Origin of the sequence: Solibacillus sp. FSL W7-1472, assembly GCF_037969775.1 — a bacterium.
GTDB classification, from domain to species: domain Bacteria; phylum Bacillota; class Bacilli; order Bacillales_A; family Planococcaceae; genus Solibacillus; species Solibacillus silvestris.
Genome location: NZ_CP150208.1, coordinates 161,607 through 186,644, shown reverse-complemented (window position 1 = coordinate 186,644; position 25,038 = coordinate 161,607). Strand labels below are relative to the sequence as shown.

Here is a 25,038-nt window from a genome sequence, read left to right as displayed (position 1 = left end):
TGATCATGTTCCTTCCATTTGCTTTTGTCTAATAGCTAATACGCTATCTACTTCAGCCTGTCTCTTTCCATTAGTTTCTTCGCCACCTGCTGCCCGCTAAGCGTAACCATTGGCATGCCGCCGCCTGGATTGACGGTTCCCCCGACGAAATATAAATTGTCATAACGTTCACTTTGCTTCGGATGTTTAAATCCTTTATTCATTTTCTTATCGGATACGGTTCCGTAAATTGCCCCGCGGTCTGAAGAGTACGTTCGTTCAATATCATGCGGTGTCCACATATCCTTTGTGACAATACTTTCTCTAAGTCTGTCCAATCCCATATTTTCCAGCTTGATTAATACCTTTTCAGCAAACTCGGTATACTCCTGTCGAGTTAGGGGTTTCTCTTGAAGGTGAGGAATATGTGGAAGAATTTTCAGATTCTCATGGCCTGGCAGTGCTTGTTTTGGATCAGTTTTATTCACATTCACTAAATAAATGACCGGGTCATCAGGAAGTTCATGCTTATCAAAAATCAGATTCATTTGTTTTTTCATATTGCTGGAGAAAAAGAAATTATGATGGGCAAGTTGCGGATAGCTATTTTTAACCCCTAAATGTAAAACCAGCCCCGAGCTTGCGGGTTCGAATTTTTTATCTAATTTATCGGTATAACTTTCTTTTTCTTCTGTTAATTGTTTGTACGTTGGGATGACTTCCATATTGGAAACAAAATAATCGGCAGTCAACTTCATTCCATCATCTGTATAGGCAGCTGTAATAACTCGTTTGTTTTTATCTAATTTCACGATCTTTTTCCCAAGATGGAATGTCACACCAATCTCCTCTGCTAACTTCACTAAAGCATTTGCTAAATTATGCATTCCACCAGGTACATACCAAATTCCCTGGGCATGCTGCATGTAAATCATCATATTTAGAACAGCCGGCGCATGATAGGCGGAAGATCCAACATATTTTACAATATAACTTAGCATATCCCGGAATTGCGGGTTCTTTATTCTTTTATCAATTGCATCAAACATTGTGGAAGATAAATCAAATTTCCGCAATGATTGAAACGCACCGTGATATTGGAGCACTTCCTTTAAATTGTCTAACCCTTGATTAAAGTACCCTTGCTCCGTTATTTCATATAATCCTTTAGAATATTCCAGTAGTTTTTTGTATTGTTTAATGTCTTTTTTCGTAAGAGAAGGATTCAAGTTCTCCATATCCTGTAAATCCTCATATAAATCAAGTGTATTACCGTCCGGGAAAAATGAGCGCCATTGATGCTCCAATCGCTGAACCGGAACATAATCGCTCATTTGTTTTCCGCTTTGCTGAAATAAAGTTTCGAATATATGAGGCATCGTTAGTATGGATGGACCCAGGTCAAAACCAAAACCATCCTGCTCCAAACGGTTCAACTTTCCGCCTAGATGATGATTCTGTTCGTATAGGTCAACATTGTATCCTTTTTGCTGAAGTGAGATTGCAGCTGATAAACCACCAAGCCCTCCGCCTATTACAATCACCTTTTTCTTACCTGACATATTGTGTTTCCCCCTCTGTAATCTTTTTGTTTAGACTCGAATCTGCCCCTCCCGGCAGTGCATCCTTTTCAAACAGCTCCACCTCGTAACCCTCTTGTTGCAAGCGAATTGTACTTGCCATTCCTGCTGCACCAGCTCCCATAACAATGACTTTTTTATTCATATTTGAGCTCCCCTAATAATTATTCGGTTACGCTCGTTCTTCCTTATGTATATAGATAGATCGCCCTTCACTTAACATTATACAATAATTATAAAAATGTATAACCTTTTAATCGCTGTGTATCTTTATTTTTTATTTTCCTTCTAAATCGTTTACCCTTAATTTATCGCTCTTAACCTATCTTATTAAGCCCTATTCATCTTTTTCATTTTCAACTCGCAAGTCATATCGTTTTATTAACCTTATCAAATAGTTATCAACTTTGTATAACGTTTAAAGAAAAGACTGTGAAGCTTTCCCTAAATTTCTACAGTAGAATAATCCAGTTGTAACACCACTAATAATGCATATTTCTTGTTTACAACATCACAACAAAAAAAAGACACGGATTCATATTTGAATCGTGTCCCCTACCAAATAACTAATATATTCTTATCACTAATTCATATTATCGACTAACACGAATTTGATTTTTCCCGCCTTTTTTTGCTTCATATAATGCCATGTCCGCAGAATAGAATAAATTTTCAAAGGTTTCTACTTTTCTATCCAAGTTATTTGACATCCCAATACTGACCTTTATCTTCACTGTTTTTCCATCTTTATTGATGCTCAAGTTACGTATGCTATGATTTATTTGCTTCGCTTTTATCAAGCCTTCTTCACGTGTAGCACCCTTTAATATTACAACGAATTCATCTCCACCATAACGGCCGATCAGTTCATTTTCTTTTAGCGTACTTGAGCATGCCTTGCTAACAAGTTTGATGGCTTCATCACCGAAAAGATGCCCAAATTCATCGTTAATCCCTTTAAAATTATCAATATCAAGCACTAAACATTGAATAGATTCATTGTTAATGGAGGCTTCCTGTAACCATTCGTTAGCAGTTCCCTCCAAATAACTCCGGTTATATAAACCTGTCAAATAATCTATATTCGCCTTTGCTTTTATAGCTGAAACCCTATGCTTAATGTCGAGCTTGAGCGCTGACAAAGCAATTTGACGTTCGCTAATTTCATTGAGCAGGGCGATGTATTCTTTTTGTACGGTATAACCTAATTGTACATTATTCATTAATTCACACAATTTGCAGCGTTCTTCCTGAATCGTTTTTAATAAGTTGACATCGTTATATTCCTCAACAATATTTTTTGCATTCGTATAGGATTCATAAGCTTCTGCATATAGCTTGCTTTTTCTGTACCAGGCGCCCTGTAAGTCATAACACTGCGCTTTTTCTCTTTTAAAATCTTCTAATAGTGGTTCATGGATCATGTCATCTATAAGTGACTTGGAAGCTTCTAAATCTTCAAGACCAATATATGATTTGGCAAGATTCAGTTTGACCCTAAATGCTAAAATGGATGATACCGGTTTATGTAACTTGGCCATTTCAAGCCCTAATCCAGCCATTTCTAAAGCCTTTTCAAAATTCCCTTCCATCATATAGACATGACTAAGATTGCTGTATCCGTTACTGACAATATTATACTTTTCCAATTTTCCCGCTAGCTGAATGGATTTTTCCAATGTTTCTTTTGCTTTTATGTAATCTTTGTTTGTTTCATATAATAAAAAGGAGACATTGTATAAATTTACCCAATCTGCTTCATCACCATGTTTAGTACAAACTTCCGTATACTGGTCAATACAATTGAAAGCCTCTTCAATATCGCCTACGCAATAAAAAGATGCTGCATTATTTATATATGCAGTTAAAATCGATTTATAATCTTTTAATTCTATGCCCAACTTAAGAAGTTCATATCCAGCTTCTATTGTATCCTTGTATTTCCCTTCAGCTCTAAGCATAGTCACCTTCTGCTGCAGTAAATTCAAATCTTGTTTTTCCATAATCCGCTCCCGGTTTCCTATAGTAAATGCCTACTCAAATTTGGAACAATCCCTATTCCTCTTTCCATTACTGTCAATTAAAGCTGAAACAACCATATGTATATTTGATTGATTATACAATATATTATAGTAATTTTAATAAATAACAAATCCCTCTAAAACGCTTATTTATACATCTTCTAGAGGGATTTTTCAAAAGCTTCAGTTACTTATGATACAGACTGTGCAGCTTTTTCATTAAAATCGGGCCATTGGTTACACTCCACCGAATCCTTATAGAAGTGCTTCTGTACATGTGAAAATCTCTAGGAATTAAATAATGCGGGTTTTCACCCAGAATAAAAATTCAGAGAAAAAACCAACTCCGCGCAGCTTTCGCTTTGTGGAATTGGTTTGGATTGAGTGAAATTAATAAGAATAATATAGGTTAATCATCAATAGGTTTTGGTGCTGGTGTAGTCACAATAGATGGAATAACTACATGATTCGCAGTACCATCGGAATTCTTCGCCTGTATTATGTTACCGAAATTATCAACAGTAAAGAAGTAGATTTTTTGTCCTCCCCCAAATACATTTGTTGCATTGGATGGTAATGTTAAATCCCATATTCGGCTTCCGTCACGAGCTTCGTCCATAATATTCGTTCCAGCTATTGTCATACCCGTTATTTTTGTTCCACCTTGTGCAGCTCTTCTTGCATCTTCAAAGGTTGGAGGTGTAGATGCATTACTATTCATTACTGCATAGTAGAAGCGTTGACCATGTTTCACCGGTATACTAGATTCGACTCTAATTCGAACAAAGTAATTTCCATAATTCAAAATTTCTTTAATATTAACTGCCAATGATTCAATTGGGTAAATGTACTTACCAATTTTAGAGACATCGAATCGATTATCTCGATTTTTTCCATTATAATCATATACCTTATCTGAGTCTTCCATCGTAACGGTTATTGTTTTATTAGCAGTTGTAACATCTTTTGCTTTAATTACTAGAGTAGATTGATTTGTTGTAGCCGGAGTTCCTTCAGTATACGAAACAAAATCAAAATGATCTTCCGATACACCGTCACCCGTAATATTCAGAATTTCTTTCCAGTTGGAAGCATTTAAATTACTCTTATTAAAACTGTTTACCGTATTTTGACGCATGATTGTTTCATTAAATGTAATAGTAAATCGTAATGAATCAGAATCACTTGGATTTAATTTATCTCTATAAATTAGAGCTTCGTTCTCCGCCAAAACATACGCTTGATCAATCGGTTTAACCGCATCATTTCGAGTTGAATCGATAATATGCGGCTTCACACCATCTGTATAAAAATTCTCAACAATTAGTTCGCCATTTGGTTGATCTGAAGAGGTTAACGGTTTGTCCTCATCTACTTTTCGAACAGTAAAGTTTCCGTATGCATCTTCCACACCGATTAAAAAGTTGTATTCCATATGTGGGTCAAGATTTTCAATTGTTACTGTAGGGTTCCCAGCTTCAAACTCTTTCGAAATATATTTTCCTGCTTTGTTTGCAAAATCTTTAAAGTACTGCGCACGTGCAGCATTATTATATGTGTTAATATCATCAATAATATTAATATCTCTCCGTGAAGTATCTAGTTTGCCGCTACTCGTATTGAAATAACTTACTTCAGAGGAGTCTTTATTCCAAATATAATTATTATTATTTGGTGGTAAATCTTTCTTATATTTTGGAATTGCTGCAACATGAAGTGTACCATTTTCATCCGCATTAAACGTAATTAGAGCTGTTTTATTTTTATAATCATCCTTACCAGTTAATGGTGGTTGAATACTATAGTTTGAAGTTAAAGGTGGCTTCGTATCAGTAATCAAAGTTTTTTGATCCCATACTGAGATTTTTCCTGAACGATCCCTCAGCAAAATATAAATTGCGTAATCTTTAAATTCACTAACTCCACTTGGTCTTGATATAGGGGGTAACTTGATTTTCCCTAGTTCTGCCGGTCCAGAACCTTTAGCTAAATAATCATTTAAGCCATTTGACTGGAATTCACCTGTTACTGTTTCAGAATCAAACTCATCTACAAAATCCCGTGGTGTAATATTAGAGTTTTTATCAAAATACCCCTTCTCTAATATCATGTAATAGTAAGTACCTGCTTTATTAGTCGTTACATCAATTAAGAATTTGTTGTCTGTTGGTGAAGATTCAACTTTATCAATTTTTAATTTTGGTGCTAATGCATCAGTATGGTTATATACCGCATAGTTACGTGGCGGATTTCCTCCTGGAGCTGTTAGTGCACTTTCAAACTCATTTTCCGCTAGGTCCTTTACTCCTGGTAGTATCGTTGCACGAATTGTATCCCCATTTACTAACGCTGTAACAGAAGGGATTTTAATACGAATACGTTTATTAGAGTAAACTACTTCACTCGGTTTGATTTCTTTCTGACCTGTAATATTGACAATACCGGTTCCTGATAACACATAGTTATTAACATCTTCAGCACTTGTTTTATCTAACTCTTCACTAACTGAAATGTAAAAATAACCTTCGTTTGAATTAGATGAACTTGCAGGTGTTAATTCAGTATTTATAACATACGGATAAGTCGTATCAGGCCCCTCCGTCTTAATCACAATCTTCGGCGCGGGGTTGCGCATTTTATTACCCGATTTGTCGACCATCACCGCATAAATTTCATACTCTGTATTCGGCTTAATGTCGCCGATTGCCGGGGTTGAGCCATATTTTGTTTCGGTAATGACGATATCTTCAGGTTTTGTAATTGTCCCTTTTCCTGTATAGCGCTTCATAATTTCATCGACAGTTGGGTCCGGCATCGTAACGGGCGATTTCTCGCGAATATAGTAATAGTATTCGCCTGGCTCGGTAATGCCCTTAATGACAAATTGCACGCGCTTTCCACCGTACATCTTTTCGCCTTTATCCAAGCTGAACGTCGGTGGTCGGTTATCAATTGTCGAGAACTCCTGCTCTTCCTTCTCCGAAACATTGTCCGCATCATCAATGACAATCGCATAAATCACATAGTCCGTCATCGTTTCCAGGCCGGATACCGTAAATTTCACAGGCTCGTCCATGACGAGTGGGCCATTGCCGTTATATTTTGTACCGCCTGTTTTAATCTCGCTGATCGATGGCGCTTTTTCATTGGCCTTTTTAATGACATAGTAGTACGTTCCATCTTCATCGGCTGTTAATGTCACATCGGCTGTCGATCCGCCTGCTGCAACATCCAGTTGTGTAATGGATGGGGACGTTACATCTGTAATAATCGTATTTTCCACAGGGTCACGGTCAACCGCTTTTCCGTTTTCATCCTCTACATAACCAATGTTCGGGTCATCTGTTTTATAATCATCAAACACATCATTTACCGTTTTGTTGTTTGGGATAATCGCTTTAGAAATATAGGCATGTGTGCCAAGATTCGTAAAGCCGTTGCTTGATGTAATGTAATAATAATCATATGTGCTGTCTGTATTCAGGTACACATTTTTCAATGTGTTTTTATACACGTATTGAATATCATGAACGCCATAAATAGAAACATTGTAGTCCGTATCGATATACATCGCGTTCGGGCTTGCATACAGTTCCACATTTGCTACATTTCCTTGTACTGTCAGGCGGTCGATATCATAGTTAGCCTTTAAAAATGTACGGTCAGCAGTTACATACAATTGACGAATATCCCCGTTTTCAAAGTCCACGTACTTCTTAACGTTTGCCATACGTTCTGTGTATTTTTGCAGGTGCTCCGGTTTTGTCGGGTCCGGCTTGTTCTGTAAATTCTCGTTTTCACTAGGGTTGAGGAAATCTTCATTTTTCGGATCTGTAGGTGTTCCCCAGTCGATAAACGATGCGAAGCTTCCTAAACTTGCAATACGTACATTTTCCAATGCGCCAAGCGAGCGTCGTGGTACTTCCGCTACTTCCACACGTCCTGTAAAATTGACATTTTTGAAGCGTAAATAACTACCATGAATGACAAGTTCCCCTGCAAAAGAAGAATAGCCCCCATCAAGCGCCAGTAAACGTGAGGAAGTTCCGCTTGCATTGATTGTCAGCTTCGAAATGTTTTGAAGGGTCTTTCCTGAATAGCTTCCTTCAATGTAAGCACCTTTTAATACATTTTGATTTCCCGCATTAATAATACTGCGTAAATGGGATGCCACCGTGTACGCGACACCGTTTATGTATATTTGATTCCCTACAATATCCCCGACTGTGTAGACAGGATTGCCGCGGTCCGCTTTTTCCGCACGCCAAATAAATGTCGCCATCTGTCCGCGTGTTACGGTATTGAACGGATCAAATGAAACAGGCGTTTTCCCTTTTGTTACATTCAGATCGTAAAGTGTCTGTATAAAATACGCATTGGCATTTTTATTTGAAACGTCCTTGAAACCGTGGTTAAGTTTTGTTGAAATACCAAACTTGAAGCCGAGTGTTAAAATTTTCGCCATTTGACCACGTGTTATCGGCTCTTTTGGTTTAAAGGTTTTATCTGAATAGCCATTAATGACACCAGCCTCTGCCAATGCGGCGATATAACGGTAATTTGGATTATTTACCGTCACGTCTTTAAAACCCGGATTTTTTGGATTTGTTGTATTTACATCAATCGTCAATGCCAGCATTTTTGCGGCATCTTCACGAGTAATCGCTGTATTTGGTTTAAATGTTCCGTTTGAATAGCCTGTTGCAATCTTACGGTTGGCTAAATCGATAATCGGCTCATAATAATCTGCATTTGGATTTAAATCACTGAATGAATAGGCGTTTACCTGATGGGGTATTGCCACTAGCACACCGCTTGTCGCCAAAACCGTTGCGACCGCTGCCTTCGAGAGTTTTTGTGCTTTTTTCGAGTCCATGTTAGAAAATCCCTCCCTTTTGAAATGTCGTAACATGTTCAATCTAGTAAAAACTTCTACTCTTTATATCGGCTAACGGTGTGCAAAACTGTATGAAATTTATGGAGTTTTTCATTTTAATTCTGGATTTCTATATTTGGACAAAAAAAGGAACGACCCTGCTCCGACTTAAATGTCTAAAGCAAAATCGTTCTTATAAATAAATAGCCAACCATCCATACTTTACCCTAGCTAAAAACTTTCTAATCTTTAATAGGGTTTCTATACTAGTTAATATTCACTAAACTTATATTTTATTCCTCATTAGGGCTATTTTTTAAAAAAAGAGTAGAGAACAATCTATCTAAGTTTGTTTTTTCTATATTTCTGCACAATTTGCTTATTTTCGCACTATAATTTTCAGAGTATTTAAAATATAATGGATGATAGAGAATGAGAAAATAAGGGGACTCTTTTTCTTATATTTATATTTTATTGAAAGCGTTGGCGTCATCTGCTCTTGTATAAGCTCTTATTTTGGCGTTGGTTCTACTTTTCATTCAGAACTTTCCACTTTGACACCAATGCTTTCTACTTTCACTTAATTTGATTCAACTTTTGCGCCAAAAAGTTCTACTTTCCGGCAAAGGGTTTCTACTTTCCACACTTAACATTCAATATTTCTTACAAAAACAACTGTTCAACACATAAGGGGGATGGGTATGACTATTTTAAATGGGTTAAAAGTTTTGGATTTTTGTTCGCTATTACCGGGACCGCTTGCGTCAATGATGTTTGCAGATCTTGGGGCAGATGTTATTCATGTGGAATCAGAGCGCCGTGTTGATTTAATGCGGATTATGCCGCCGTATGATGAAGATAAGGAATCTTACTTCCATCAGCATTTAAACCGCTCAAAAAAATCTTTGCAGCTCAATTTAAAGTCTGCGGAGAGCATTGAAATTATTAAAAAGCTTATCCAAGATTATGACATTGTCATTGAAGGGTTCCGCCCGGGTGTGATGAAGCGTCTTGGAATTGACTATGAAACATTGCGCGAATTCAATCCGCGCCTCATTTACTGTGCGATTACAGGCTATGGACAAACCGGACCATATGCAACACGGCCAGGCCATGATAATAACTACTTATCAATTGGCGGAGTGCTCAATCATTCCCGTTTAAAGGATAAAAAACCTGTTGCAATGGGAATTCAAATCGCGGATATTGCCGGCGGGACAATGCATGCTGCTGTCGGAATTTTAGCGGCTGCTTTTCACCGTGAAAAAACAGGCGAAGGGAAATTTATTGATGTCTCGATGACTGATGCGGTGTTTTCTATGAATGCTTTATATGGCACACAATATCTCGGAAGCGGCCGTCCGCCTCAGCCAGAAGAGGAAATTTTAAACGGCGGAACATTTTATGATTACTACCGTACGAAAGACGGGCGCTATTTTTCAGTCGGCAGCCTGGAGCCTCAGTTCCGTAAACTGCTATGTGAAGCGCTTGGCATTCCGGAACTGATCGACAGCACATTTAATGACTCTTACTATACACAGCAACGCTTTAAGGAAGCGGTTACCGATGCGTTTTGCTCGAAAACATTTGATCAGTGGCTAGAAATTTTCAATGAAGACTTCCACGGATGTGTGGAGCCCGTTCTTACATTTGACGAAGCTTGCGAACACCCGCAAATAAAAGAAAGGAATATGCTTGTAGATGTTCAGAAACCGGATGGATCCTCGCAACGCCAAATTGGAACTGCCCTGAAAATAAGCGGAGTTGAGCCGACTTATAAACATGTCGGGGCAAAAATGGGTGAACATACCGAGGAAATTTTAGCTGCATATGGCTATAGTAAAGAACAAATCGAGCAACTAACAAAAGCAGGGGTATTACAGTAAAATAAAAAGGTGAGGCATGCATCGGCATTGCCTCACCTTTTCTTTTTTAACATAGAGCTACACGGCGCTCAATAAATAGGCGCAAATCTTGGAAATGATGCGGTATAATCAAATATTTCTTATAGACCGCTAATAGTTTCTCCACTAAAAGATCTTCTTCTGCCCAAAACAGTATTTTCAACAAATTGCAAATATGCTGTGATGTCATTTCAGCAACATGATAATAAGCGCTGCCTTTTTTTAAATATTGCTGTTGCCAAATAATGATCGATTCCCTGATATTTTGTGGCGAACCATCAACGAATAGAGCAATATCGCGTTGAACAGTGGCTTCAATCATATGCAGCATCGTTTCCGTTTCATCGGCATGCAGCAGCTGAAATACCGCTGTACATGACGCGAGCTCATTATTTTTCAACAGCTCCATCCCAAGCCCAAACTGCTCCTCTTTTACAACACTATTAATCAGTTCATAAAAGACATGCTCCAAGTAGTTTTCCCGGTAATCTTTCACAAGTGTATCAGGCTGCGGGTTCATGCTGCTCAACACGTCAGCATATTCAACGACAAGTTCAATCGCATGATTATTAATCCGCTCTTCTTCAATTAGATACATACCCTGCAGTAAAATACTCCGATAATCTCTTTTATAAACCGCCTCCTGAAATAACATATAGCCAAGCAGTGTTTGTTCTTTCATATTTAATGCAAACTTTCCGGTCGACCAATTTTCCAGTAATGCGTGAATGCATTTTCGAAGCTTCAGCATATGGCGTCGTCCACTTGTAAAATGCGTTCGGACATTTAATAGATGCAGCTGCTTTACTTCATCAGATTTCGGATTTTCATAATCAATCTTTTGTACGAGCTTATGAATAATAGTTGCAATCCGATTTGCCGTGAATTGTCCCGCAAGCAATGTTTTAAAATGTCTCATTAATTCAACGGGTCTTGTAATGTTCCTTAAGGGTACTTGTAAAAACATTGAATAAATCTTCTTCGCTCCAATTATTTTCCAGTACTTTTCATTTACAGAGTAAATTGGTTGCACAAAAAATTGATTGTTTACTTTGTACACATACATTTTCTCAAGTCCTGTTTGTTGACGAGATACAGGAACAGGTTTTGTATAAATAAATTCAATCAGCTGGTCAAATGCCACTTCTCCTTGTGTATGTAAAAATGAAAATAACGCTTTTCTGTTTTGCTGCTCGGCAAAATACTCCTTCATTTTTTCATTCACTGTATTCGTCTCGTGAACTGAATCATTACTATATAATTCTAGTTTACCCCAATATTTTTTGATTAACTGAAAGCAAAACTTTTCTGCACGCTCCTGCTCCAACAAAAATTCATTACTTTGTACAGTTGCACCCCAAATTGCAGTTTGTTTTACAAATAGAAAATCTTCCTCCAAAGCTTGCTCTAGCTTTTTTCCTGTTTGTCCGTCCGTCCGTTGAAAGAGCTGCTCATCAAATGAAAGCAACAACAAAGATCCCTCCATATATTCCACCTTATTTCTATACAAAAATATACCAAAAAATAATTGTGTATGTAACGTTTTAATTTTTTTACTTTTCTTGCACAAAAAAAGCATATCGTTTCATTTGTTCCAATTCGTATGAAATATTGCTTAGAACATACAAACTGATAAATAGAAAACGATATGCCTCTTCACTATTCATTATGCATAATAGAGGTCACAATAATTTTTGATGGATTGGCTTGCACTGGTTTACTTTTCGTTGCACGGTCATAAAAAATGAACAGCATCTTTCCTTCCAAATCTTTCTGATCAACGCGCTTTCCCGCCAAATCCACAATTTCCGTTTTTTCATTAACATGGAGTTTAAGCTTCAGCTGATCACAGTAAAGCACCCGGTCAAATGCACCGACACATACCTCGCCCTCTTTATCAAACTGATCAAAAATAATGAGCAATGGTGTCGTATGTGGCGGGGAAACCATTGGCAACGGATTTCTGGAATCAATAAAGGCAATAATTTTCGCCTTAACTGGAATGGCAGATGCCCCAATTTGGTATCCGTCCTTTGTCATTAAAGGCGTTTTTGATGTAATTTGGAATATGACTTTCTTATTGCCGTCTTTTTCACTTATTGCTTCAATAATACCAATACCGGACTGAACGCTAATCGAGATGACAAGAGCTTCTATCTTCTTGATCAATGGCTGCATCGCTTCATCCCCTCTACTTTTCTAGTAATTTCCTAATTCCCGAAAAATAAAGAACAAAAACTTATCTAATTAACTATGATTTTACTGCTTTTTACGACTGATCAACGAAATTCAGTCATACTGGCGTTTAATGGTTTTAAACAGTCTCGCTTTTTTCAGAAGTGTTTTCGGCATTTGAACCGTAGCCGTCACAACACCCGGGTGCCTTCCTATTTCAATTCCACCGGTAATGGTTGCACGATTTCTCACTTCTTCCACTGTCAGCTCAAATAATTTTGCTGCTCGTTCGAGTGCATTTTCTGTAGCCACGTTTAAGTTAGCTCCTGTTCCTACTATCGACAACGGGAAACTTTCCTCAACTTGCTTCACACCGAATTCTTCAGCCAACTCACGTGCAATGCGTTTTTCTTCTTTCGTAAAAGGTTTTGCAGTATAAGGCAAATCCTCTACATTCGGCAGCAGAATTGGACCGTCCAAATTTACTTTTTTCAATACACTCACCTGAAGCTGTACGATACCCGAGACATCTGTCGTATGTCCGGCAATTTCTCCATCACCCTGCATTGCATGCATATCTCCTACGTATACACCGCCCCCAGGAACTTTTACAGGGCAAATGACAACAGCCCCTTCACGTACACGATTAATATCCATATGTCCATCTGTACGGTGAATATTCAGCTCGTCTTCGGTCATCGTAAATTCATGTGGTGCTCCGATTAAAAATGTTCCGAAATCACCGGCATTATGAGAATCCGGCATTGCTTTTGATGGCGTTGTTCCAAGCTGTCCAACAAACGGACGCATTCTTGCAAGCACTCCGATCAAATCACTCGGCGCGAATGAAGTAATTGGATTTTGAACGGAATTTTCCGGAGTTCGCATATAGTTTTTGCTGTCTTGAGCAATCCGGCGTGCAGCCTCTTTTCCGACCGTTAATCCAACATTCCCTTTTGAATTAAATGTCATCGTATAGCCGTTTGAAATTTTAAATGGTGTTGTATCCGTCCCACATGTCATACATTTTACCGATTCCTGACCGATACCCTGGACAATTGTCGGCGGATGGAGCTTCCCGCAACCCGGACATTTCACTTTCACAAAAGGATCTCCGATAAAACGTTCATTCTGAGCTTCGTCTGTTCCTGAAGAAGTCGCAATCGATGTTACTTGAATCGACTTAATCTGAATAACAATTGCATCTCCGACTTCCGCACCTTCCACATATACCGGCTTCGTTACTTCATGTCCTCCACGAATCGTCGGTGTAATCATTGGGCCCCAACAGCCAGGAGCTGTATTGGCAATAATCGTCCCTCCATCTTTTAATAGTCCCAACATCGGTGCATTCGGATTCAATACACCATCTGTAAATTCATTGACGAATATTGTTTCAGCAGCCTGAATGACTTGTTTTTCCCGGTATACCAACTCTCCTGTTATTTCTCCATTCACTGATGTTAGTTCATTTACCATCGGAATCCCTCTTTCCCTTTAATTTTAAGTAAATTCAGTAAATTTTGAAGCTATCTACATTATACAATTTTTTACACTATAAGTTTGGTTTGCCTTCATATAAAAGCAAAACTTTTCTCTATCTTATATAATGTGAACAACTAGTACATTATGCAAAAGTGAAACGGGAGGAGAAAATTTTATGGATCAGAAGAAGACGGAAATCGTTTGGCGTGAGGAAAAGTATAATGTGATGTTTCACAGCCAAAATTACTATAATAAGATTCGACAGGCGATGAAAAACAAGGCCGCTTATGAAGAAATTTCAGCGCTGATCGAACAGGCATTAAACTTAACGCCAACAGAAGGAAGCATGCGCAATACTTGCCAACATATGTGGGGCTATTTTAAAAAGGTTGCAACCGAAGAAGAGAAAAAACAGTATGAACAATTGATACAAACATCAAGCTTCAGCGAACTATTAACCTTTTTAAGACAATTGGCAGAGAAATATGGAGTAACATATTTACTGGAAAGCCGCGTTTTGGAGCGTTAAAAGAGGAGATTAATGAGGATAAAAAATCCCCTTAAAGATTTTTTTAAGGGGATTAATAATTAATATTTATAAGACTGCCCACCGTCAATTGGAATAACCGCTGCGTTGATGAAGTCAGCTTCGTTTGATAAGAGGAATGCCACTAAATAACCGACTTCTTCCGGCTTACCGAAACGTCTCATCGGATTCGGCTTTACAAACTCCTTACCGACTTCCTCCCAGTTATCGCCACCCATTTGGCGCAGTGATCCTTCTACCATTGGGGTCATGATTGCACCAGGGGCAATTGCTTTAATCGAAATTCCGTATTGGCCGTATTCAATCGCCGAGTTGCGCGTTAAACCGACAACGCCATGCTTACTTGCCGCATAGCCTGACTGGTTACCCACACCACGGATCCCGCCAACCGAAGCCGTATTGACAATCGAGCCGTATCCTTGCTCCTTCATTACTTTAAGCACATATTTCATACCATAGAAGACACCGTTTAAATTGACGGATATGACTTTATGAAATTCTTCAATTCCGTAATCACCAGTTAAATTTTGCTTTCCTTCAATTCCTGCATTGTTAAAGAAACCATCAATTTTGCCGAACTTCTCAACCGTTTGATTGACAAAATTTTCGACTTCGCTCTCTGTAGCTACATTTGCTGTCACTAACAATGTTTCAGCATTTGGTGCCACTTCTTGCACTTTTTTCTTTGTTTCATCCAGTCCAGCCTGGTTTAAATCAACGAGTACAAGCTTTGCGCCTTCCTTTGCAATTTGCAATGTCGCAGCTTGTCCTAATCCCGAACCTGCACCGGTAACAATTATAACTTTTCCTTCAAAACGATTCATGAGTTGTCCTCCTTTGTTATGAAAAGCTCACCATCAGCATACAGTATTTTCTGTTTGAGTAAAATTTATAGCCCCTAAAAAATTTAATATTCTGTAAACTTTTATGTTATTTGGAAAAAGTATTTATAATATAGGATATATCATCACAAAAGTGAGGCATGGACCCGATATAGATTCGGATCCATGCCTACTAAAAATGTTATTTAAATCAGAAAAGCTCAAAAAGCCCGGCTGTTCGTTTATTGAATTCATCTAAGTTGATAGCAGCATCTACTGCTTCACGTACTTTCCTTTCTTGTTCTGCGTATTTTGCTGCAAAATGTTTTGCACCTGCCATCGTTGCTTTGTACTTTTCTACGATTGCTTCAATATTCTTTTCTTCTACTTCTGTCGGATGACAATGCTGAGCAATATCGAAAATTTCATCACCAGGACGATTTCCATCAGGAAAATACACGTGCGGCTCCGTACTGTCAAAAATACAGAATTTCAATTCAGGGATAATGACCATATCAATCGAATTGGAATCCAGTCCGCACCAAACGAGTTGTACATCAAAGCCTCTGCTTATCGCTTCATTGGCTAATTTCTTCATCATCGAAGATTTCCCTGTTCCGGGATACCCTTTAATAAACAATCTCTTTTCAAGGTTTTGCGTAATGCTTTGTACTGTGTCTTGCGCTCCTGTTGGGGTTAATGTTCCGAGTAAGCGATGAGTAAGCTGGCCGGATTTCTGCCGATTCGTTTCGCCAAACAGATCGTTCGTCAACTCCGCAAACTGCTGATCCAACCCGCTCCATTCCATTTGCTTTCTCGTTTCCACTTCCCAGTCATCATGAATGTGAATAGCATCTGCAAGCTTGGCAAAGCATTGGTCATAATAGGCTTGTTTCGATTCGTTTACTGAAGACAAATTTCCATACAATGAAATGTATTGTTCATCCAAACAGTCATTCAGGGAAATGACATGATCCCGTATTCCCAGCAGTACCGGTTCTATTGACGGGTTTGTCGCTTGAACAATTAAAATCTGATGAGGGGCTTGAATATAAACAGCCTCGACCGTATTTTCAAATAAAGGATCATGGAAAAGCTCAATGTGGGCACCTTTTTCACAGTAATGAGAGCCAATTTTCTGCAGTAACTCAGAAACTTTGAAACCGTGTGCTCCCTTTAATAAATACACAGCTTTTGCTTCATCCATTAACTCTTTATAAATATTTTTAATACCCTGCCCTGTCATTGCCTGGCCGAAGAAATGTTTTGTCGTGCTAATAATGTCATCCTTCCATAACCTTGTTAACCTTATTTTTATGTTAACCGGCAAGAAAAGTTGCCATTTTCATTTTTATACATTCTATTTTCTGTTTATGCCTTAGCAGATCCGAAAAACAGTTTACGGACTTGGATAATAACTAACGGCACCAAAGATAATCCGTAAATCATTAAATATTGGTTACTCGTCAAATTAGCAACCTCAAATAACCCGTTGATCAGTACAAAGTTCAGTATTGTAAACCCGAGTAAAAAGGCGATCCAAACTGCCAAATTTGAGAAAATCCCTATTTTAAAAATGGATTCTTCCGATCGGCAATTAAATCCATGCAGTAACCTTGATAAACATAATGTTGCAAACGCCATCGTTGTTGCGACTGCTGTATCGCCTGTCGATAAGCCCACTTGGAAGGCGATAATTGTGACTGCTGCAATAATCAGGCCTTCAAAACCTACTTGAGATACGAATTTTTTATTTAGGAGTGACTCATTTATGTGACGCGGTTTTTCCTTCATCAATTTCTTATTATGCGGTTCCAAACCAATCGCAATTGCTGGAAGACTATCCGTTAATAAGTTGATAAACAGCAGATGAATCGGCAGAAACGGAGCCGGCAAAGCAAAAAGCGTCGCATATAAAACAACGAAAATGGCCCCTGCATTCCCGGATAAAAGGAATTTAATTGCGTTTTTAATATTGGCATAAATACTTCGTCCGTTGGAGATCGATTTGACGATTGTTAAAAAGTTATCGTCGGTTAAAATCATTGCTGACGCATCTTTAGCCACTTCTGTTCCTGTTTTCCCCATTGCCACACCAATTTCAGCCTGTTTTAACGCCGGGGCGTCATTTACCCCATCCCCCGTCATTGCGACAACATGTCCCTTTTCTTGCCAAGCCTTTACAATACGGATTTTGTGCTCTGGAGATACACGAGCATAGACAGAGAAGCTTTCCACCTTATTTTTCAATTCCCGATCCGAGAGCTTTTCAATTTCCTTTCCTTCAATTGCTTCATCAGGACTTTTTAATATACCAAGCTGTTTCGCGATCGCAATTGCTGTAATTTTATGGTCCCCTGTAATCATGACAGGTTTAATTCCCGCTTCAATACAATCTGCAACTGCCTGTGCCGATTCATCGCGTGGAGGATCCATCATCGCGATTAAACCGACAAATGTTAAGCCTTGCTCGTCCTTTTCATTTATATGAGAAGAAAAGACATCTTTATACGTAATGGCAATTACGCGTAACCCGGCATTCGAAAATGCGGTATTCGCCTGATTAATCTTTTCTAGCTGCTCGTTTGTAATAATTGTACTGCTGCTTGAATCGACGCGACTAATACGGGGAAGAAGCTCGTCCACTGCCCCTTTAGTAATCATGACATTACGGTTCCCCATACGGTGAACAGTACTCATCAATTTTCGAGTAGAATCGAAAGGAATCTCTCCTACACGCGGATGAAGCCCGCGTATCAGTTGCTCACTCATTTCAAATTCATGTCCTAACTTTACAAGCGCAAGTTCTGTTGGATCTCCTATTGTTTTATCCCTTAGCATCATAGAATCATTGCAAAGAATTGCGAAATCGAGCAGTTTTTTATGATTCGGATTGGCCGGCTCCAGCTCGCTAGATGAGAAAAACTGCTCCCCCGTATAAATTTCCTGAACAGTCATCTTGTTTTGTGTCAGCGTCCCTGTTTTGTCTGTACAAATAATCGAAACACTTCCCAAACTTTCTACTGCCGGCAATTTGCGGATAATCGCATTTTCTTTTGCCATATTTTGAGTCCCTACTGCCAAAACAATCGTCACAATCGAACTTAACGCTTCAGGGATTGCCGCAACTGCCAATGAAACTGCAAACATAAAGGAATCAATCATCTCGCGCCCGCGAATAATATCCAGTGCGAAGATAATAATACAAATAAAGATAATTCCAATCGCAAGACGTTTCCCGAATTTATCAAGATTAACTTGCAAAGGAGTTTTTTTCTCTTTCGCATTATCGATCAGCTTAGCAATTTTTCCGATTTCTGTATTCATTCCAATCGAAGTAACAGCCACCGCTCCACGTCCATTTGTTACAAAGCTGCCGGAGTACACCATGTTTTTTCTGTCTCCCAGTGCAAGCTCTGTTTCATGAATAGTATTGGCTACTTTATCGACTGCCAAAGATTCGCCTGTTAACGAACTTTCATTTATTTGCAAACTGTAACTTTCAACTACTCGTCCATCCGCACTAATAGAATCGCCCGCTTCCAAAATGAGCAAGTCCCCTACAATTACATTTCTAGATGGGATTTCCAAAATCTCTCCATTGCGTTTTACTTTTGAAACGGGTGCCGACATTTCTTTTAAACTGTTCAATGATTTTTCAGCTCGTGCATGCTGAACGGTTCCCAGAATGGCATTTAATATTATGACAACTAAAATGACAATGGAACTGTCCATATCTCCAAGGAATATCGAAACAATTGCCGCAACAATTAAAATGAGTACTAAAAAATCCTGAAACTGCTCCAAGAAAACTTGAAAAATATTTTTCTGTTTTCCTTCTTTTAATTCGTTATATCCATACTTTTTCTGTCTGCCACGAACTTCGTAATCATTTAACCCATATTGCGTCACATCTAACTTTTTCATTACCTCTTGTACAGATGCTTGGTAATATTCTGTTACTTTCATTTGAAACCTCCTTTAAGTCATTTGAATGGTGCAAATAACTATTTTGAGCAATCCCATTTAAAATAGAATAACTCTCCCAAAACACTGTATGAGAGTTTCAGTATGAAAATGAAAACTTCACAACAAAAATCTCTTAAAAAATTTTGTTTTATACATAAAAAAGAGGCTGGGACAGAAGTAGAAATTTCATAAACTAAGGAGAAAAACCTTATTAAGAAACGGATATTATATAAAATTGATTGGAATGGAGGGCGACTCCTGCGGGAATAGCGTGACGCCTGAGACTACAGGCTCAGGCCACGCCCGCGGAAAGCGTCCCGGAATGGAAATCAATTTTTACGCTCAGCAAAAAAATGCCATTTTTCTCTAAGAGAAAAATGGCATTTTTGGGTTATGTCCCACCCTCTTAAAAGGAGCTTTTTATTTATAAACTAAATATGCTATTTAAATGATTCTCTTCTAGCTTTGGCTGCTTTTCTTTCTTTGATTTGTTCTTCTAGTTCGGCAATGGCTGTTCTGCGACGCGCATTTTTCTCTTCAATATTCTCCAATTCATCAGGAAGTGCAAACTCTTTACTAATTTCAGCTTCGTGTATATTTTCTTTTGTATTGTTAATCATTTTCCCTAAACTTATTGCATTTTCCGACCCTTTGTTAAACACTTCATGTCTGTTGTTTTTCATCACTATTCCTCCTTTTCGATGATAAATTTAGTTTGTTTTCCTTCACTTTATTTATTCCAACATAATTTTTCTTTATTTCGTCACAGATGTCATATTTTTGTTATACAAATACAATAAAATAATAATAAAAAATGCAAAAAACACCTTCAAAGCCTTGATACAATAGGTTTTTTCATATAATTTGCTACTTTACATCTTATTTACATCTTTATTAAAATGACATTTTGCTAATAATTATGCGCTATAGTATGGATAAGTTCAAAACAAGTAGTTAGCCTTCATCATGATTCCACCTTTGCAGAAAATCACAGCTGCTAGCATGAGCGAACGCATAACTATACATAATTAATTTGAACAAATTTGACTAACACCTCTTTGCCGATTACGTCACAGCGTAATTGTATCCAAACGTTGGATATCCACCCGAGGTTTTAACTTCATTTAGCGAGTGTTTATAACACACACTTGAAACAATATAGACACTTCCTCCAGCCATCTTGCAACTCTCATAGAGGTGGGAAGATGCTACTAAAAGAAGTTAAACACAAAAAAGCTCCAGCTATTTCCCAATAGTAGCTGGAGCTTTTGATATTTTATTCTTTTTTACCATAGCGTTTCGGTGCCTGCATAATGGCATCCCACACGCCGCTAAATGGCGGTGCATACGCTAAGTCCAAATCCAGTAGTTCCTCGAAGGTCATTTCATTGTAAAGTGCTGTCGCAAATACATCGATGCGTTTATCGACGCCGTGCTTCCCGACAATTTGTAAACCTACAAGTTTGCGGCTATGTTGTTCGACGAGCATTCGTAGCTTCATCGGCTGGACATTCGGATAATAGCTCGCAATATCATTTACTTCCATCACATACGCTTCTACAAGTGCATTTAAACGATCTGCAGCTTCATTATTTAATCCTGTCATGCCGATGTGCAGGTCGAAAAACTTCAAGATGGATGTTCCGACAATACCGCGGAACTTCTGATTAAATCCGGCTATGTTCAACCCAGCAATTCGCCCCTGTTTATTTGCCGTCGTCCCAAGCGGTAAATAATCATCCTTTTGGTTTACGCGATTAAAATGAGAGGCACAGTCCCCAGCCGCATACACATTGGGAATCGAAGTCTCCATTTGCTCATTGACGATAAGTGCACCATTTTCCAGCTTGGCAAAACCTTGTGCAAACTGTGTATTTGGACGCACTCCTGTTGCGACGATAACGAGGTCTGTAGTATGCACACCACTATTTGTCCGAACAGCCTCCACAAATTCGGTTCCTACGTAGCCAATCGTATCTTCATTTAATAAAACTTCCACACCGTTTTTGATTGCTTCTTCATATATAAGTTCAGTCAGCTGCGTATCTAAAATCGACATTAAGTTGCTTCCACGTTGAATGAGACGTACATCGAGACCTCGCTCCCGTACTGTTTCGACAACTTCCAGACCAATATATCCTCCACCGATGACCGTTACGTGCTTCACATTCGGTAACTGTTCCATCAGTTCATTCATTTGCGGAATTGTTTTTACTGTATGAATCCCTTTTAAATGGGCATTTTCGATTTTCGCCATTGTCGGTGATGCCCCTGTGGCGATGAGCAGTTTATCGTATATAAATTCGAATGGCTCATTGCTGTTTACATCAATCCCACACACTTTTTGCAGTTTCGTATCAACTGCAGTCACTTCATGGAAAATGCGGGCATCAATTCCGTATTTCGAACGAAACTCTTCAACATCCCTTGCAATCAATTCTTCTGCATGAGGGACTTTTCCGTTAATTACGTAAGGCAATCCGCATTGTCCATACGAATAGACCTCTCCTTTTTCCAATACGACAACATGGGCGGATTTATTGTTACGCACGATTTCCATAGCCGCACTCATCCCCGCCGCGTCGCCGCCTATAATTACAACTTTCATAGCTGATCCACTCCTCAATACACTTTTCTCTTTCTTTATAAAATGCCACCGAAAATTATTTCTATTAATAGCATACCATTACTATTGTTTCGTAATCCTATGTATTCCCAAAATATGTTACACTAACTATCAGAAAAATCCCATATTTCTTTCGTCCGGCATATACCGGACGAAAGAAATAAAGCCTCCGGCGGATGTCATGGATTCGATAAGGACATCTTTGCGCCGGGGCGCAAAGCCGAATCCAGACGCAATTACGCCAAGGCATAATTGATAAAAAAAGGAGAATATTGAATGACTAAAACAACGATTGGCATTATCGGCACTGGTGTTGTCGGTGAACGCATTATTAACCAGGCACTGCAAAACGAACATTATGAAATTGCGGCAATTTTCGATACAAATGAAGCACGTACAGCGCAATTGGCATCTAAATATAATGTACCCGCTACTAATGATTTACAAGCGTTATTAAATTTAAAACCGGACTGGGTGTACATCGGCACACCGCCTGTCAGTCATGCAACACTTGCCGCAGAAATTGCAAAGCATGGATTACATATTTTATCGGAAAAACCGCTTGCCCATGATGCAGAAGACGGAGAAACAATGGTACGCATTGCAAATGAAGCAAATGTTCAAACAGCGATGCACTTTCCTTTAATGTACGGTGCAGCAGTCTATCAGCTAAAACAAGAGCTGGCAACAGGTATGGGTAATATTACACGTATTGAACTACATACGTATTTTCCTGAATGGCCTCGTAAATGGCAGCAAAATCCTTGGATTGCTTCACGTGAGCAAGGTGGCTTTATTCGGGAGATTTTCCCGCATTATTTGCAATTAACGCATCATTTATTCGGTGATGTTGATATTTTGGCGCATGAAACTACTTACCCTGAAAATGAAGCACTTTGTGAAACTGGGGTATCTGCTTTAGCAAAAACAGCAAGTGGTATTCCAATGGTCATGAACGGTCTTGCAGGTATTGGACAGGAAGAGCGCATCGACTTTAAAATTTTCGGTACAGAAAAAGTCGTAACATTGCGCAACTGGTCCGAAGTTTATATCAGCAAAGCATATGAACCGGAAGTGAAAATAACATCTGACGAAACTCCTGAAACAATGCTCGATGCATGCCGAAAAGTCCTTTTAGGAGAGGAAGCATTTGTCGTACCATTTGAGGAAGGCCTGAAAGTGCAGCGCTGGATTGATGAATTGCTGAAATAACAATTGGTATTATGGAGCTGTTTGGAAAGCGGATTAACTTTCCAAACAGTTTTTATTTCGGATTCTGAAATATTTAAATTGTAAATACCCCTCTTGTATACTAAAATAATTTTAATATTCTTTTTATTATGTCATTAAAATTAAAAGGGGAATTATTTGTGGACTTTTTACATTATCCGTATCCAAGTAAGCGGAATACGGTCATCGCCAATCGAGGTATGGTCGCAACATCTCAGCCGCTCGCAGCACAGGCAGGACTGGATATTTTAAAAAAAGGCGGCAATGCAGTCGATGCAGCGATCGCAACAGCGGCGGCACTAACTGTCGTTGAGCCTACATCAAACGGAATCGGCGGCGATGCATTTGCGCTCGTCTGGATGAAGGATGAACTTTACGGGTTAAACGCTTCAGGACCTTCTCCTAAGTCGTTTTCCAAAAAAGCCTTAACCGAACGCGGACTTGATCAAATTCCGATGCATGGAGTTATTCCTGTTACTGTTCCAGGTGCTCCATCCGCATGGGCGGCCTTGTCAAAGCGGTTCGGGAAGCTGCCACTGAGTGAAGTATTAGCCCCTGCCATCTCGTATGCAGAAGAAGGATATCCGATTTCTGTAACGCTCGGACACTACTGGCAATCTGCCTATAAAAAGTATAATAAGAATTTCACATCCGAAGAATTCCAGCACTGGTTTGAAACATTTTCAATTGATGGACGGATGCCGGAAATCGGTGAAGTGTGGAGTTCACCAGCACATGGAGATACGTTGCGCAAAATCGCCAAAACAAATGGCGAGGCTTTCTATAAAGGCGAAATTGCAGACAAAATTGATGCTTTTATGAAAAAACATAATGGCTTTCTTACAAAGGACGATTTGGAAAGCTATGAACCGGAGTGGGTAAACCCGATAAAAGTGCATTACAAAGGCTATGATGTATGGGAAATCCCGCCGAATGGCCAGGGCATTGTTGCACAAATGGCGCTGAATATTTATCAGCATGCCGAATCGAAGTGGCATGATGCCGAGACACTACATAATCAAATCGAAGCGATGAAGCTTGCGTATACGGACGGTAAAGCATTTATCACAGAAACAATGGATATGCCGATAAATGTCGAAACACTATTATCTAAAACTTACGGAGAATCACGCTTTGCCGAAATCAGCAATACAGCACTCGAGCCCAAACCATTCGATATTCCAAAAGGCGGCACGGTGTATTTGGCAACAGCCGACGCAGATGGGAATATGGTATCGTACATCCAAAGTAACTATATGGGCTTCGGTTCAGGCGTGGTCATTCCGGAAACGGGTGTAGCACTTCAAAACCGCGGCTATGACTTTTCATTGGATGAAGCACATCCGAACTTCTTAAAGCCTGGAAAACGAACATTCAATACAATTATTCCAGGATTCTTGACGAAGGATAATGAAGCGGTCGGACCGTTTGGTGTAATGGGGGGTTATATGCAGCCTCAAGGGCATTTCCAGGTCATTACATCCACAGTCGATTTCGCACTCAACCCGCAAGCAGCACTCGATATGCCGAGATGGCAATGGATCGGTGAAAAGCACGTTGAAGTCGAGCCGCACTTCCCTAATTATTTAGTGCAGGCATTGCAGCGGAAAGGCCACGACATTCGAGTTGCAGTCGACGGCGGCAGTTTTGGACGCGGCCAAATTATATGGCGTGACCAGAAGACAGGCGTACTGTACGGTGGAACAGAGCCACGAACAGATGGCGCAATTGCCGCTTGGTAAAAGATATTCATACAACAAATCAGGCGTATCCCATTGAATTGATTTTACGGGATTGGTTCAAATCAGTTTAAAACGAAATATAT

At 39.1% G+C, this 25,038-nt stretch carries 16 protein-coding genes; 4 read left to right on the top strand and 12 right to left on the bottom strand.

The genetic code is table 11. The features are described 5' to 3' along the window. Nucleotides 1-47 precede the first annotated feature (47 nt). From crtI to MKY07_RS00890, 4 genes are all read right to left on the bottom strand, one after another. Nucleotides 48-1,541 carry a phytoene desaturase family protein gene (gene crtI, locus MKY07_RS00905; protein ID WP_339263507.1) on the bottom strand — a complete coding sequence of 498 codons (1,494 nt, stop codon included), beginning with the start codon at nucleotides 1,539-1,541 and terminating at the stop codon, nucleotides 48-50. Beyond that, complete coding sequence (locus MKY07_RS00900) at nucleotides 1,531-1,704, bottom strand: FAD-dependent oxidoreductase (RefSeq protein ID WP_339263506.1); 174 nt, start codon at nucleotides 1,702-1,704, stop codon at nucleotides 1,531-1,533. Before MKY07_RS00900 ends, crtI begins: the two co-directional genes overlap by 11 nt. A 448-nt stretch (nucleotides 1,705-2,152) precedes the next feature. After that, on the bottom strand, nucleotides 2,153-3,562 hold the full coding sequence (locus MKY07_RS00895) for a GGDEF domain-containing protein (RefSeq protein ID WP_339263505.1): 1,410 nt from the start codon (nucleotides 3,560-3,562) through the stop codon (nucleotides 2,153-2,155). Nucleotides 3,563-3,989: 427 nt separating this feature from the next. Continuing rightward, entirely contained in the window at nucleotides 3,990-8,456 is a 4,467-nt protein-coding gene (locus MKY07_RS00890; protein ID WP_339263504.1) for an S-layer homology domain-containing protein, read from the bottom strand. Between the two features lie 701 nt (nucleotides 8,457-9,157). On the opposite strand from MKY07_RS00890, the gene MKY07_RS00885 reads away from it, so the two are divergent. Continuing rightward, entirely contained in the window at nucleotides 9,158-10,342 is a 1,185-nt protein-coding gene (locus MKY07_RS00885; protein ID WP_008407495.1) for a CaiB/BaiF CoA-transferase family protein, read from the top strand. A gap of 46 nt (nucleotides 10,343-10,388) precedes the next feature. On the opposite strand, the gene MKY07_RS00880 is transcribed toward MKY07_RS00885, so the two are convergent. From MKY07_RS00880 to MKY07_RS00870, 3 genes are all read right to left on the bottom strand, one after another. Continuing rightward, entirely contained in the window at nucleotides 10,389-11,831 is a 1,443-nt protein-coding gene (locus MKY07_RS00880; RefSeq protein WP_339263503.1) for a Fe-S-cluster redox enzyme, read from the bottom strand. Nucleotides 11,832-12,019: 188 nt separating this feature from the next. Continuing rightward, nucleotides 12,020-12,538, bottom strand: a complete 519-nt coding sequence (locus MKY07_RS00875) for a hypothetical protein (RefSeq protein WP_008407493.1) — start codon at nucleotides 12,536-12,538, stop codon at nucleotides 12,020-12,022. Between the two features lie 111 nt (nucleotides 12,539-12,649). Continuing rightward, nucleotides 12,650-13,945, bottom strand: coding sequence for an acetamidase/formamidase family protein (locus MKY07_RS00870; RefSeq protein WP_339264608.1), 1,296 nt, complete (start codon nucleotides 13,943-13,945; stop codon nucleotides 12,650-12,652). A 250-nt stretch (nucleotides 13,946-14,195) separates the two neighbouring features. On the opposite strand from MKY07_RS00870, the gene MKY07_RS00865 reads away from it, so the two are divergent. Then, a complete protein-coding gene (locus tag MKY07_RS00865) occupies nucleotides 14,196-14,549 on the top strand; it encodes a YbgA family protein (protein ID WP_339263501.1) in 354 nt (117 codons plus the stop codon). A gap of 59 nt (nucleotides 14,550-14,608) precedes the next feature. Here MKY07_RS00865 and MKY07_RS00860 read toward each other — a convergent pair whose 3' ends face one another. The 5 genes from MKY07_RS00860 to MKY07_RS00840 form a co-directional block, all read right to left on the bottom strand. Further along, nucleotides 14,609-15,391, bottom strand: a complete 783-nt coding sequence (locus tag MKY07_RS00860; protein WP_008407489.1) for an SDR family oxidoreductase — start codon at nucleotides 15,389-15,391, stop codon at nucleotides 14,609-14,611. A gap of 208 nt (nucleotides 15,392-15,599) precedes the next feature. After that, a complete protein-coding gene (locus MKY07_RS00855) occupies nucleotides 15,600-16,718 on the bottom strand; it encodes a nucleotide kinase (protein ID WP_339263499.1) in 1,119 nt (372 codons plus the stop codon). Between the two features lie 41 nt (nucleotides 16,719-16,759). Then, nucleotides 16,760-19,357, bottom strand: coding sequence for a cation-translocating P-type ATPase (locus MKY07_RS00850; RefSeq protein ID WP_339263498.1), 2,598 nt, complete (start codon nucleotides 19,355-19,357; stop codon nucleotides 16,760-16,762). Nucleotides 19,358-19,797: 440 nt separating this feature from the next. Next, the gene (locus MKY07_RS00845) at nucleotides 19,798-20,040 is read right to left on the bottom strand and encodes a small acid-soluble spore protein Tlp (protein WP_008407481.1); all 243 of its coding nucleotides are present in this window, start codon (nucleotides 20,038-20,040) and stop codon (nucleotides 19,798-19,800) included. Nucleotides 20,041-20,633: 593 nt separating this feature from the next. Next, nucleotides 20,634-21,965 (bottom strand): FAD-dependent oxidoreductase, encoded by a 1,332-nt coding sequence (locus MKY07_RS00840; RefSeq protein ID WP_339263497.1) that lies wholly within the window; start codon nucleotides 21,963-21,965, stop codon nucleotides 20,634-20,636. A 294-nt stretch (nucleotides 21,966-22,259) separates the two neighbouring features. Here MKY07_RS00840 and MKY07_RS00835 point away from each other — a divergent pair, with 294 nt between their 5' ends. Both MKY07_RS00835 and MKY07_RS00830 read left to right on the top strand, forming a co-directional pair. Further along, a complete protein-coding gene (locus MKY07_RS00835) occupies nucleotides 22,260-23,195 on the top strand; it encodes a Gfo/Idh/MocA family oxidoreductase (RefSeq protein ID WP_339263496.1) in 936 nt (311 codons plus the stop codon). A 158-nt stretch (nucleotides 23,196-23,353) separates the two neighbouring features. Continuing rightward, complete coding sequence (locus MKY07_RS00830) at nucleotides 23,354-24,955, top strand: gamma-glutamyltransferase family protein (RefSeq protein ID WP_339263495.1); 1,602 nt, start codon at nucleotides 23,354-23,356, stop codon at nucleotides 24,953-24,955. The last annotated feature ends 83 nt before the right edge of the window (nucleotides 24,956-25,038 follow it).